The sequence below is a fragment of the Cellulomonas sp. EB106-03-03-XG116 genome (genome assembly GCF_058792015.1).
Window position 1 is genome coordinate 17,849 of record NZ_JBYTEP010000050.1, and the last position, 12,562, is coordinate 30,410.

At 77.6% G+C, this 12,562-nt stretch carries 8 protein-coding genes; 4 read left to right on the forward strand and 4 right to left on the reverse strand.

Annotated features, from left to right (window positions below):
* The first annotated feature begins 44 nt into the window (after positions 1–44).
* From AC3WUG_RS15890 to AC3WUG_RS15905, 4 genes are read left to right on the forward strand one after another with little or no spacing between them, the layout of a single operon-like run.
* The gene (locus AC3WUG_RS15890; RefSeq protein WP_492328556.1) at positions 45–2,318 is read left to right on the forward strand and encodes a glycosyltransferase; all 2,274 of its coding nucleotides are present in this window, start codon (positions 45–47) and stop codon (positions 2,316–2,318) included.
* Complete coding sequence (locus tag AC3WUG_RS15895; RefSeq protein ID WP_492328557.1) at positions 2,315–3,862, forward strand: O-antigen ligase family protein; 1,548 nt, start codon at positions 2,315–2,317, stop codon at positions 3,860–3,862. The genes AC3WUG_RS15890 and AC3WUG_RS15895 overlap by 4 nt, the downstream gene beginning before the upstream one ends.
* On the forward strand, positions 3,859–4,965 hold the full coding sequence (locus tag AC3WUG_RS15900; protein ID WP_492328558.1) for a glycosyltransferase family 4 protein: 1,107 nt from the start codon (positions 3,859–3,861) through the stop codon (positions 4,963–4,965). Before AC3WUG_RS15895 ends, AC3WUG_RS15900 begins: the two co-directional genes overlap by 4 nt.
* Positions 4,962–6,209, forward strand: coding sequence for a glycosyltransferase (locus AC3WUG_RS15905; protein ID WP_492328559.1), 1,248 nt, complete (start codon positions 4,962–4,964; stop codon positions 6,207–6,209). The genes AC3WUG_RS15900 and AC3WUG_RS15905 overlap by 4 nt, the downstream gene beginning before the upstream one ends.
* On the opposite strand, the gene AC3WUG_RS15910 is transcribed toward AC3WUG_RS15905, so the two are convergent.
* From AC3WUG_RS15910 to AC3WUG_RS15925, 4 genes are read right to left on the reverse strand one after another with little or no spacing between them, the layout of a single operon-like run.
* Positions 6,169–7,377 carry a glycosyltransferase gene (locus tag AC3WUG_RS15910; RefSeq protein WP_492328560.1) on the reverse strand — a complete coding sequence of 403 codons (1,209 nt, stop codon included), beginning with the start codon at positions 7,375–7,377 and terminating at the stop codon, positions 6,169–6,171. The genes AC3WUG_RS15905 and AC3WUG_RS15910 overlap by 41 nt on opposite strands.
* Positions 7,374–9,224, reverse strand: coding sequence for a polysaccharide biosynthesis tyrosine autokinase (locus AC3WUG_RS15915; RefSeq protein ID WP_492328561.1), 1,851 nt, complete (start codon positions 9,222–9,224; stop codon positions 7,374–7,376). Before AC3WUG_RS15915 ends, AC3WUG_RS15910 begins: the two co-directional genes overlap by 4 nt.
* Positions 9,221–10,429, reverse strand: coding sequence for a glycosyltransferase (locus tag AC3WUG_RS15920; protein WP_492328562.1), 1,209 nt, complete (start codon positions 10,427–10,429; stop codon positions 9,221–9,223). Before AC3WUG_RS15920 ends, AC3WUG_RS15915 begins: the two co-directional genes overlap by 4 nt.
* Positions 10,416–12,062, reverse strand: a complete 1,647-nt coding sequence (locus AC3WUG_RS15925) for a sugar transferase (protein WP_492328563.1) — start codon at positions 12,060–12,062, stop codon at positions 10,416–10,418. Before AC3WUG_RS15925 ends, AC3WUG_RS15920 begins: the two co-directional genes overlap by 14 nt.
* Positions 12,063–12,562 lie beyond the last annotated feature (500 nt).

Sequence of the window (12,562 nt, forward strand, 5' to 3'; positions counted from 1 at the left end):
CACCAGATGTCCGATTTGTGGAGGTGACCGGCACGATGGTCCCCATGCGCGTGCTCCGGGTGTCCCACAGCGCCGTCGTCACGGCGTGGCGCGGGCGCGAGGCCGCCCTGCGCGCCCGCGGCCTGACGGTGCGGACGCTCAGCGCGCGCACCTGGGAGGAGGGCGGCCGGGACGTCGACCTCGAGCCGCAGCCGGGCGAGGACGTCGTCGGCGTGCGCACGACCGGCCGCCACCCGAACGTGTTCCTCTACGACCCGCGGCCGATCTGGCGCGCGCTCGGCGAGGACTGGGACGTGCTCGACCTGCACGAGGAGCCCGCCGCACTGGCGACCGCCGAGGTGCTGCTGCTCCGGGCGCTGCGCCGGTCGCGCGTCCCCTACGTGCTGTACTCCGCGCAGAACATCGCCAAGCGCTACCCCGTGCCGTTCCGCTGGTGGGAGCGCCGGGCGCTGCGCGCCGCGGGCGCGGTCAGCGTGTGCAACGCCGAGGCCGGCGACGTGCTGCGCGCCAAGGGGCTCACCGCCCCCGCGCACGTCATCGGCCTCGGCGTCGAACCCCCCGGCGCGCACGACGCGGGCGCCGGGCACCCGGGAGCTCAGGACGCGGGCGACCGGACGACGGGCGCTCGGGACGAGGGCGCCCCCACGGACGCCGGCGTAGTCGGTGCGGCCGCCCCCGCACGCACCGGCTACGTCGGCCGCCTCCTGCACCCGCACAAGGGGCTCGACGTGCTGCTCGACGCCGCCGAGGCCGACCCGCGGATCACCGTGGCGATCGCCGGTGCCGGCCCGTACGAGGCCGCGCTCCGCGCCCGGGCCGCGACGCCCGCGCTCGCGGGACGCGTGACGTTCCACGGGCACCTGACCGGGGACGCGCTCGACGCGTTCTACCGGGGGCTCGACGTGCTCGCGGTGCCGTCCGTGCCGACGCCCGGCTGGCTGGAGCAGTTCGGCCGGGTCGCGGTCGAGGCGATGGCGGCGGGCGTGCCCGTCGTGGCCTCGGACAGCGGGGCGCTGCGCGACGTCGTCGGCGGGGCCGGCACGCTCGTGCCGCCGGGCGACGCCGCGGCGCTGGCCGCCGCCCTCGTGGCGGTCGTGGACGAGCCGGGCCGGGCGGCGCGCATGCGCGCGGCGGGCGCGGACCGCGCGGCCGAGTACACCTGGTCGGCGATCGCCGAGCGGTACGAGGCGATGTACCGCGAGGTCGTCGCGGGCGCCACGGCCGGGGCCGGGGCCGGGGTCGGCGCCGAGGGCTCCGAGATCGGTGGTTCGGGCCGAGATCGGCGGTTCCAGGCACCGATCTCGAGCGCGAGCACCGATCTCGGCACCGCGGGCGGTGGGGCGGGCGGCGCCGCCCCCGCGGGCGACCCCGAGGTGGTCGTCGTCGCGTACGGGGCCGCCCCGCTGCTCGCGCGGGCGCTCGAGCCCGTGGCCGGCGCGCTGCGCGTGACCGTCGTCGACAACTCCGGCGACCCCGAGGTCCGCCGCGTGGCCGAGGACGCCGGCGCGCGCTACCTCGACCCCGGCGCCAACCTCGGGTTCGCCGCCGCCGTGAACCTCGGCGTGCGGACCGCACGCCCCGGCGCCGACGTGCTGCTGCTGAACCCGGACGCCCGGGTGGACCTGGCCGGCGTGCGGGCGCTGCACCGCGCCCTGCGCGCGGCGCCCGACCTCGCCGCCGTCGGCCCCGCGCAGGTCGACGACGACGGCGCCCCGGCCCGGGTGCGCTGGCCGTTCCCGACGCCGGCCGCCGCCTGGCGGCAGGCCGCGGGCCTCGGCGTCCCGGAGACCGCCGGCGGCTTCGTCATCGGCTCCGTGCTGCTGCTCCGCGCCGAGGCGCTGGCCGCGGTCGGCGGGTTCGACGAGCGGTTCTTCCTGTACTCGGAGGAGACCGACTGGCAGCGCCGCGCGCACGACGCCGGCTGGCGCTCGGCCGTGGTCGAGGACGTGCTCGCCGGCCACGTCGGCGCCGGCACGAGCACCGACCCGACCCGGCGCGAGACGCACTTCCACGCGTCCCAGGAGCGGTACTTCCGGACGCACCACGGCGCGGCCGGCTGGGCGTCGGCCCGCGCGGCCGTGGCGCTCGGCGCGGTGCCGCGCGCGCTGCTCCCCGGCGACCGGGGCGCCGCCGCCCGGCTGCGGCTGCGGCTCTACCTGCGCGGCCCGCTGCGGGCCGAGGCGGCGCTCGGCGACCCTCGCACCCCGCGGCCCGCGCCCGTGCCCGTGCCCCCCGTCCCGCCCGCCCCCGTGCGCGCCCCGCGCGGCGCCGACGCCGACCCGACCCCCGAGACCGCCGACCGGGAGGCCGCCGCGTGACGACCACGACCCCGCCCGCGACCCCCCGCGCCGCCCCGGCGCCCGCCGGCGCCGCCGAGCTCGCCCCCGGCGTCCGCCCGCACCGCGTCGCCCTCGGCGGCGCCGTCGCCGAGCGGCTGCCGCGCACCACCGCCGGCCGCCGCGCGCTCGTCGGCGGCTCGCTCGTCGCCGTCGCGCTCGTCGTCGGCGGGGTGACCTCCACCCAGCCGGTGCTGGCCCTCGGCGTCGCCGCCGCGGTGCTGGTCGTCGGCCTCACGCTCCGGATGCCGATGGCGCTGCCGGTGCTCGGCATGCCGCTGCTGCTCCTGGTCAACCGGGTCGGCGGCGCGCTGTCCGTCTCGGACTTCGTGCTGTTCGCGGCGTTCTGGCCGGCGCTGCTGTTCGGCCGCCGCCCGCTGACCCGGCCGATGCGCAACGTGCTGTGGGCCTCGGCGTTCTACCAGGCCACGGTGCTGTTCACCGTCATCGCCAACCCGTACGTCGCGAACGCCGTCGAGTGGTTCCACGAGTGGCTGCTCGTCGGCGGGGCGCTCCTCGTCGGCTGGGCGATCGGCGCCGCCGGGCACGCGCGGCTCGCGCTGGGCCTGTACGTCGGCGGCTCCGTCGTCGTCGCGCTCGCCGCCCTCGCGCAGTTCGCGGTGAACGCGGCGTCGGGGAACCTCGGGCCGGTGTACCTGAACGAGCCGCTGCTCATGCACAAGAACTACATCGGGTGCGTGCTCGCGTTCGCGGCGATCATCGTGTACGCCCGGCCGCGCTGGCTGCGGTGGAACGACCTGATCTGCCTCGGGCTGTTCGGGCTGTTCCTCGCCGGCATCCTCGTGGCGCAGTCCCGCCAGGCGCTCATCGGCCTCGCGGTCGCCATCGCCGTGGTCGCGCTCCGGCCCGACCCGCACCGGCACCGCTCGAAGGTCGTGCTGCTCGCCATCGCCGGCGCCGCGGTCATCATCGGCTCGCTCGTCCAGGACCAGCTCGAGTCCGGCAACCAGTACAACTCCGCCTACCAGCGGCTCATCTGGTTCCGGCAGTCGCTGCTGATCTGGGAGCAGTACCCGTGGTTCGGCGCCGGCCTGCGCTGGTGGTACACCGACCGGTTCGAGGAGAACTTCCAGCCCCCCAACGCCGAGTTCGAGATGCTGTCGTCCGGCGGCGTCGTCGGCCTGGTCGGGTTCCTCGTGATGTTCCTGGCGATCCTGGTGATCCTCTGGCGGGTCGACTCCCGGTACGGCACCCTCGCGTTCGTCCTGGTGCTCATGCGGTTCGTGCAGGGCCAGTTCGACCTGTTCTGGGTCGCTGCCCAGGTGTCGATCCCGTTCGTCATCGCCGGCATCTGCCTCGGCGCCCAGGCGCACGCCGAGCGGTCCGGCGAGGTCGAGGACGAGCCCGCGGTCCTCGGCCCGCCGCCGCCCTCGTCACGGAGCACGCCGGGACCGTCGGACAGCCCCGCCGGCCGGCGCGCCCGGCACCTGCGCGAGGCCGTCGTCGGCGGCCGGCCCCGGCGGCACCGCGGACCCCTGCCCGTCGGCCACCGGGAGCCCTCGTGACCGCGCCCGGCGCCCCCGCCGTGCCGCTCGACGTCGTGCACGTGGTGTGCACGGACGCGTTCGCGGGCGTCGAGCGCTACGTGACCACGCTCGCCCGCACCCAGGACGCCCGCGGCCTGCGGGTGCACGTGCTCGGCGGCGCCGCCGACCGGATGCCCGCCGAGCTCGCCGGCTCCGGCGTCCGGTGGGCCCCCGCCGCCACCCCGCTGCGCGCCGCCCGCGCGCTGCGCCGCCTGGACGCCCGGCTGGTGCACGCGCACATGACCGCCGCCGAGCTCGCCGCGACCGCCGCCGCCCGCGCCCCGGTCGTCGCCACCCGGCACTTCGCGGCCCGCCGCGGCTCCTCGGCCGTGGGCCGCGCGGTCGGGCGGTTCGTCGGGCCGCGGATCGCCGCCCAGGTCGCGATCAGCGCGTTCGTGGCCGACCGCGTCGAGGGCCCGTCGACCGTCGTGCACCCCGGCGTGCCGGTGGTGCCGCGCACCGGCGCGGAGCCGGACCGCCGCCCCGTGGTGCTGATGGCGCAGCGGCTCGAGGCCGAGAAGCGCACCGACGTCGCCCTGCGGATGTGGGCCGCCTCCGGCCTCGCCGCCGAGGGCTGGGAGCTGCACCTGGCGGGCGACGGCGCCCTGCGCCCCGAGCTCGAGGCGCTGGCGGCGTCGCTGGGCCTGGGCGGGTCCGTGCGGTTCCTCGGCATGCGCGCCGACCTGCCCGCGCTGCTGGCCACCGCCGGGATCTTCTTCGCGCCGCGCGGCGACGAGCCGTACGGCCTGTCCGCGGTCGAGGCCATGGCGCACGGCACCCCCGTGGTCGCCGGCCGCGGCGGCGGGCACTCCGAGACGGTCGGGGCGGCCGACGGCGCCGTGCTCGTGCCGCCGGACGACGTCGAGGCCGCGGGCGCCGCGCTCGCCCGGCTCGCCCGCGACCCGGAGCGCCGCGCCGCCTACGGCGAGGAGCTGCGGGCGCTGCAGCAGCGCCGGTTCGGGCCGGAGGCGCACGCGGACGGGATCGCGGCGGTGTACGCGGCGGCGCTCGGCGCCCCGCTCGGCCCCGCGGCGGCGCCCGGCGTGGCCGGCGTACCCGGCACGGCCGGGGTGACCCCGTGAGCGCCGGGACCCGGGACGCGGCGGTGGTGGGGCACGGCGCGGCCGCCGACCCGGGCGCCCGCGCGGGCGGTGCCGCGCCCGGCGGCGACCGGCGCGACCTCGTCGTGCTCTCCCTCGAGCCGTGGGACGAGGTGTGGCGCCGCAACCAGCACCTGGTCGCGGGGCTGCTCGCGGCCGACCCCGGCCTGCGGGTGCTGTTCGTCGAGCCCCCCGTCGACCACCTGCACGACCTGCGGCGCGGCGCGTCCCCGACGCTCGGCCGGCGGCTGCGCGCGCTGGGGCCCGACGACGGCGCGCCCGCGGGCCGCGCCTGGGCGTACCGGCCGACCAAGTGGCTGCCGCGACGGCTCGACCCGGCCGGCGACGACCGCCGCGCCCGCGCGGTCGCCCGGGTGGCCCGCCGGCTCGGCATGGCCGACCCCGTCCTCTGGGTGAACGACCCCGACGGCGCCGCGGTGCTCCGCGCCACCTGCTGGCGGTCGCTCTACGACGTCACCGACGACTGGCTGCGCGCCGTGCGCGAGCCCGCCGAGCTCGAGCGGACCCGCGCGGCGGAGGCGCTGCTCGTCGAGCGGTGCGCCGAGGTCGTCGTGTGCTCCCCCGCGCTCGCGCGGGCGAAAGGCGCCGACCGCCCGGTCACGCTGCTCACGAACGCCGTCGACGTCGACGCCTACCGCACGCCGCAGCCCCGCCCCGCGGACCTGCCGGACGAGCCGTACGCCGTGTACGTCGGCACGATGCACCCGGACCGCCTGGACGTGGAGGCGTGCCTGCGGGTCGCCACCCACCTGCGGGCCACCGGCGCGCGCCTCGTCCTCGTCGGCCCCGCCCTGCTCGACCCGCTGGACCTGACCCGGCTGGACGCCGCCGGCGCCCTCGTGCTGGGCCCGCGCCCCGCGGCGCTGGTGCCCGGCTACCTGCAGCACGCCGGCGTCCTGCTGGTGCCGCACGTGGTCGACGGGTTCACCGACTCGCTGGACCCGATCAAGCTCTACGAGTACCTGGCCGTCGGCCGCCCCGTCGTCGCGACCCCGGTCGCCGGGTTCCGGGACCAGCCCGCCGACCGCGTCACCACGGCCTCGCCGCAGAACCTCGCCGACGCCGTCGTGCGGGTGCTCGCGGAGGGCCGCCCGGACGGGATCGGCCCGGCCCCGGCGGACGTGCCGCGGTGGTCGGACCGGGTGCGCGAGATGCAGGCGGTGCTCAACCGCGTGCGGGAGTCGCCCGCCGCCACACCGCGGTGAGCCGCTCGGCGGTGCGGGCGACCGCGTAGTCCGCCTGCACGTCCTTCCAGGCGCGGTCCGCGCGCGCGGCGGCCTCCTCCGGGCGGTCCAGCACCCGTGCCACCGCCTCGGCCAGCGCCGGCACGTCCCGCGGCGGCACCACGAGGCAGCGCGGGGTGCCGTCGTCCGCCACGGCGATCTCGTCCACGCCGCCGCCCGCGGTCGCGATGACCGGGACGCCGCGGGCCATGCCTTCGACGACCACCTGGCCGAACGGCTCGGGCACCGGCGAGGCGTGCACCAGGACGGACAGCCGGTCGATCTCCCCGACCGGGTCCGCGACCCAGCCGGTCAGCTCGACGCGGTCGGCGAGGCCGAGGGCGGCGACCTGCGCGCGGAGCTCGGCCTCGTACGCCTGCTCCTCGAACAGCGCGGCGCCGACCACCCGGAACCGGGCGTCGGGGAACCGCTCGGCGAGCAGCGCCGCGGCGGCCACGAACTCGCGCTGCCCCTTCGTCGGGCTGACCCGGCCCACCAGCCCGATCACCGGGGTGGCGGGCGCCGGGCGGGCGGCCGGGTCGGTGGCGACCTGCTCCGGCGCGAGGCCGGGGTACGCGAGCGTCCAGCCGCGCGGCAGCGGCAGCAGCGTGCGCGCGGTGGCGCGGGAGTTCACGACGACGTGCCGCGGGCCGCGGCGGGCCAGTACGCGGAGCACCCGGGCGACCGGCGCCGGCAGGTAGTCCTCGGCGATCCGGTCGTGCACGTGCCAGACGAGCGGGCGCCGGGCGAGCCGGGCGGCGGGCAGGCCGAGGACGTCGGCCTTGAGGGACGTGGTGTGCACGACGTCGGGCTGGAGGTCCCGCAGCAGCCGGGCGAGCCGCGCCACGAACGGCAGGGTCGTCGCCGCGGAGCGGGCCGCGCCGAGGGCGGACCGGCCGGCGGCGGCGCGGTCCGTCTGCGCGATCCGGGGGTCCAGGGGCAGGACCCGGACCGCGACCCCGGCGTCCCGCAGCCGGCCGGCCAGCGGTCCGTCGGCGAACAGCACGACGGTCACCTCGACCGCGGCCGGGTCGAGCGCGCGGACCGTGCGGAGCAGGGCGAGCTCCGCACCGCCGAGCTGGGCGGTGTGGTCGAGGACGACCACCCGCACCGGGCGCGGGACGGCGTCCGGTGCGGGGGCCGCGGTCACTTCGACTCGGCGGCGACCGGGGCGCGGTCCTCGGCGGGGCGGTCGGCGTCGGCGTCGGCGGGCGCCTCGTCGGGCGCGTCGGCGGAGTCGGCGGGCGCCGCGTGCCCGGCGTCGGCCTTGGCCGGGCGCTCGGCGTCGGCCGCGGGCTCGGCGTCGGCCGCGGGCTCGGCGTCGGCCGCGGGCTCGGCGTCCGCCGAGCGCTCGGGGTCGGCGGGCGTGTCCGCGGTCGGCGCCGCGGGGGCCGCGGACCCGTCCGCGGTGTGCTCGCCCCCGGCGGCCTCGGCGTCCGCCTCCGCGGGCTCCTCGGCGCCGGCGAACGCGTAGGTCGCCTCGTAGGTCGCCTCGCTGCGCTCGGTCGTGCCGTCGACCGACAGGCCGAGCAGCGCGGCGTTCGCGGCGCGCAGCCGCTCGGCGGACTCCTCGACCGCGCCGACGTGGGTGTGCCCCAGCGTCACCGCGAGCAGCACGCCGTCGGCGTACGAGCCGAGGATCGTCGCGTCGGCCGCGACCAGCATCGGCGGGGCGTCGATGATGACGACGTCGGCGGTGGCCCGGAGCTGCTCCACGAGCGCCCGGACGTCGGACGAGGCCAGGAAGTCGGCCGGGTCCAGCTCCGTCTGCAGCGCGGGGTGCACCGACAGGTGCGGGATCGCCGTCGGCAGCGCGGCGGTGCGGGCGCGGCCGCCGGCCCGCCCGGTGCGCACCGGCGCGTCGGCGTCGGCGGGCAGCAGCGCGTTGAGCCGCGGCTGGCGCAGGTCGCCGGACAGCACGACCACGCTCCGGCCCGACAGCGCCCAGGACGCCGCCAGGTTCGCGGCCAGGAACGACCGCGGGGTCTCGACGTCGGCCGCGGTCACGACGATCACGGCGCTGCCGGAGTCGTTCTCGACCGCCGCCTGGAGCGCCGTGCGGAGCTCGCGGATCGACCGGGTGTACGCCGTCGCCTCGCGGCGGGCGACGGGCAGGGTGCCCTCGGCCTCGACCGACTTCAGGGCGACGCCCGTGCCGGAGAGCCGCGCCAGCACCGGGGCGCCGGCCGACCGCCGGGCCTGGCCGGAGGTGCGGACCTTGGTGTCGAGACCGCGGCGGACCACCGCGAGGCCGATGCCGACGAGCAGACCGGCCAGGCCGGCGATCAGGTACACCAGGCTGCCCGGGATGCTCACCAGGCTGCTGCCGACCGCGTTCTGCAGGATGGTCGCCGGCGAGGCCAGCAGCTGGGCCTGGGTGAGCTGGCCGGACAGCGTCTGGTACTGGTCCATCGTGGTGGAGTACTGCGCCTCGAGCAGGCCGTCGACCGGGTCCACCTGGGCGTTGGGGTTCGTCGTCGCCGTCGCCGCGGCCGCCGCGCGCCGGGCCTCCGTGATGGCCTTCTGCTGCTGGTCGATGCTGGTGGCGAGCGTGCTCAGCCGCTCCTGCATCGACGCGAGGTCGTCGTCGAACTGCGCCTGCAGCGCCGCGACGTACGCCGTGGCGATCGCGTTGGCCCGGTCCACCGTCGCGTCCGCGTCGGGGCCGGTCTCGGTGATGATCACGTTGCTCGGGTTGTCCGTGGCGTACTCCGCCGACGAGGACGCGGCCAGGCCGTCCGCGAGGTCGGCGTCGCCGAGGTCCTCCGCCGCGGCGGCCGTCACGGCGTCGCTCGTCACCAGGCTCGGGTCGCTCTCCAGCCGCACGCCGGCGGCCGCGAGCGTCTCCGTGTCGACGATCTGCACCGTCGCCGTGCTGGCGTACTGCGGCTCCTGGCGGGACACGTAGAGGTACGCGCCGCCGAGCGCGGCGAGCACGGACACCAGCACCAGCCACTTGCCGAACCAGATGGTCCGGAACATGTCCTGCAGGGTCATCGGGATCGCCTCTCGGTCAGCACAGGGTCTGCGGGGTCGGGCCGCTCGGGTCCGGCGGACCGCCCGGCCGCGCGCTCCTCGCGCACGACGCGGTGCAGCCGCTCGACGAACCGCTCCGCGGCGAAGTCGTCGGCGTGCGCGGTCAGCACCGAGGGGTCCCAGGTGCGGGCCAGCGCGCGACCGGCGGCCTCGGCCACCAGGTCGGGGTCGGGGGCGTCGAAGAACTCCCCGGTGACGCCGTCGCGGACGGTGTCGAGGTACCCGCCGTCGCGCAGCACGACGGACGGGCGGCCGAAGGCGGCGGCCTCCAGCGGGGACAGGCCGTAGTCCTCGTACGAGGCGGCGACCAGGGCGGCGCTGTTCCGGTAGAGCCAGCGCAGACGCGCGTCGTCGACCCGGCCGGCCAGCACGACGCGCGGCAGGTCGCGCACGCGGTGCTCGAGCGCCGCGCGCTCGGGACCGTCGCCGACCACGACCAGCCGGGCACCGGGGGTGCGCCGCACGGCCTCGACCACGACGTCCACGTTCTTGTACGGCAGCAGCCGCGCCACGCACAGCAGGAACCCGGGCTCGACGCCCTCGACCGGGGTCTCGGCGCCGCCCGGCAGCATGGCCGGCGGCGGCGGCACGATCTCCGCCTCGATGCCGTAGACCTCGCGGATCGCGCGGGCGGTGACGGTCGAGTTCGCCAGGTAGCGGTCGGCGGTCGCCGCGGCGCGCCGGTCCCACGACCGCAGCGCCGGGGCGAGCAGCCCGAGGGCCGCCGCCGCGAGCCGGCGCTGGGTCCCGCCGGGGGCGTGGCCCGAGCCGCCCTGCCGCGACGGGCCGAGGTACCGGTCCGACTGGTAGAGCCAGCGCGCCGGGGCGTGGCAGTAGACCACCTTGCGGCCGGTCGTCGGGAAGCCGTGCGCCCAGCCGGTCGACGAGGCCAGCAGCACGTCCGCCTCGATCGGCGTGGCGCCCACGGCCGGGGCGAGGAGCGGCAGCGCCAGCCGGTGGTGCCGGCGCAGCACGCCGAACCGGTCGATCGGGCTGGTCCGCACGTCCAGCGGCGCGAACTCCGGGAAGGTCGCGGCCGGGTCGTACAGCGTCGTGTAGAGGGGGGCGCCGGGGAACGCGTCGGCCATCACCAGGGCGACGCGCTCCGCGCCGCCGCGCTGCGTGGCGTAGTCGTGCGCCAGCGCGACCCCGTCAGCGACCGCCATGACCGCTCACGACGACGTGCACGGTGCGCCACAGGATCATCAGGTCGAAGGCGATCGACCAGTTCTCCACGTACCGGAGGTCCAGCTTGACCGCCTCCTCCCACGCCAGGTCGGCGCGGCCGCTGATCTGCCACAGACCCGTGAGGCCGGGCTTGACCAGCAGGCGGCGGCGGGCGGACTCCCGGTACTGGGCCACCTCGTAGGGCAGCGGCGGGCGGGGGCCGACGAGCGCCATCTCGCCCTTGACCACGTTGATCAGCTGCGGGAGCTCGTCGAGCGAGTGCTTGCGCAGGAAGTGGCCGATGCGGGTGATCCGCGGGTCGCGGTCCATCTTGAACAGCGGGCCGTCGGCCTCGTTCGCGGCGCGCAGCGCGGCCAGCCGCTCCTCGGCGTCGACCACCATGCTCCGGAACTTCAGCATGGAGAACTCGCGGCCCTCCTTGCCGACCCGGGTCTGCTTGAACAGCACCGGACCGGGGCTGGTGAGCTTCACCGCGAGGGCCGTGGCGGCCAGCACCGGCGACAGCACGAGCAGCGCGCCGAGCGCGAACGCCGTGTCGAACGCGCGCTTCGCGAGGATCCGGGACCGGCGCGACTCGGCGGCGTTCACGTGGATCAGCGACAGGCCGGCGGTCGGCTCCAGCGTCACGCGCGGGCCGAACACCTCCACGATGCCCGGGGCGACGACCAGCTCGGTGTCGGTCCGCTGCAGCGCCCAGGACAGCCGGCGGAGCGCCTGGCCCGACAGCTCGGAGCCGGTGACGATCACGACGTCGAACTCGCCGTCCACGGCGACCTGCACGACGTCCGACACCGTGCCCAGCACCGGGACGCCCAGCGCGGGCAGCGGGCCGTCGAACGAGGGCACGCACACGCCGGCGATGTTGTAGCCGTACTGCGGCAGCCCGCACAGGTCGTCGACCACGTGCGTGATCGAGGAGGCGTCGCCGACCACCAGGGTGCGGCGCATCGACTCGCCCTGGGCGCGGCGCTTGTGCAGCGACCGGCGCGCCAGGTGGCGGGCGCCGAGCAGCAGCACCGCGACCAGCGGCAGCGCGAGGAACACGATCGTGCGGGGCACGTCGACGTCGGCGCCGACCGCGAACACGGCCAGCGCCGCCGCGGTCAGCACGCCGCCGCGGATGACGGCCTCGAACTCCTGGTGTCCGTCGCCGATCACCTGGCGGTCGTAGCCGCGCTCCACCGCGACGAACGCGATGTACAGCAGGCCGATCATCAGGCCCCAGGACAGCTGCAGCAGCGTCACGCCGTGCATGAGGAACAGCAGCAGCGTCGGCACGCAGGTGGCCAGGACGACGTCCCGGGCCAGGGTCTCGACCTGGTAGGCGGCGTGCGAGCCCCGCCAGCCCGAGGGCGCGGCGTGGCCCAGCGGCTCGTGGAACGGGCGGTCGGAGGCCCAGGACAGCCGCGGGCCGCGGGTGTCGCGGCGGCGCTCGGCGGCGGCGTGCTCGGCCGGGGTGCGCTCGGCGGCGGACTCCCCCGTGGCGGGCTGCTCCGCGGGGCGCTCGACGGCGCCCGCGGGGGCCGTCGTGCCGCTCGGTGCCGCCGTGCCCGGTGCCGCGACGTCGCGCTGCGCGGAGCGCGAGACGTCGTGATCGTCGAGCAGACTCATGTCGGATCCCCCCGGGCGGCTTTGGTGTGACTTGAGGCTATATCAGCGTGTTTGTCCCAGTCCGCCCGATGTGTCCGTTTTCACCCCTTTCACACCCATATGGGCGAGCGCAGCCCCTCTGACGTGCACGAACACCCCCGAACGGCCCCCTCCGGGGTACCCGCAGGGGGTGGTGCTGACCTGCACGGATCCTCCTGACCAGCACCGACGCGAGGGCCCCCACGGCCCCGCGGCGGGCACGGTTCACCCGCCCGCGCGCCCACCGCCCGCACCCGGCGCCGGCGCCCCGCTCGCACCGGCCCGCGCCTGGCGCCGGCGCCCCGGCCCGTCGAGTGCCTACCCGACACGTCGAGTGTCCATCCGCTGGATAGGCACTCGACGTGTCGCTTACCCCCTCGGCGCGCTCGGGCGCGGCGGGTGCGGCGCGGGGGCGGGCGCGGGCCTGGCTCTTCTCCACCTCTCCGAGCCCACAAGACATGGCGCCTGATCTGGGGGGGGGG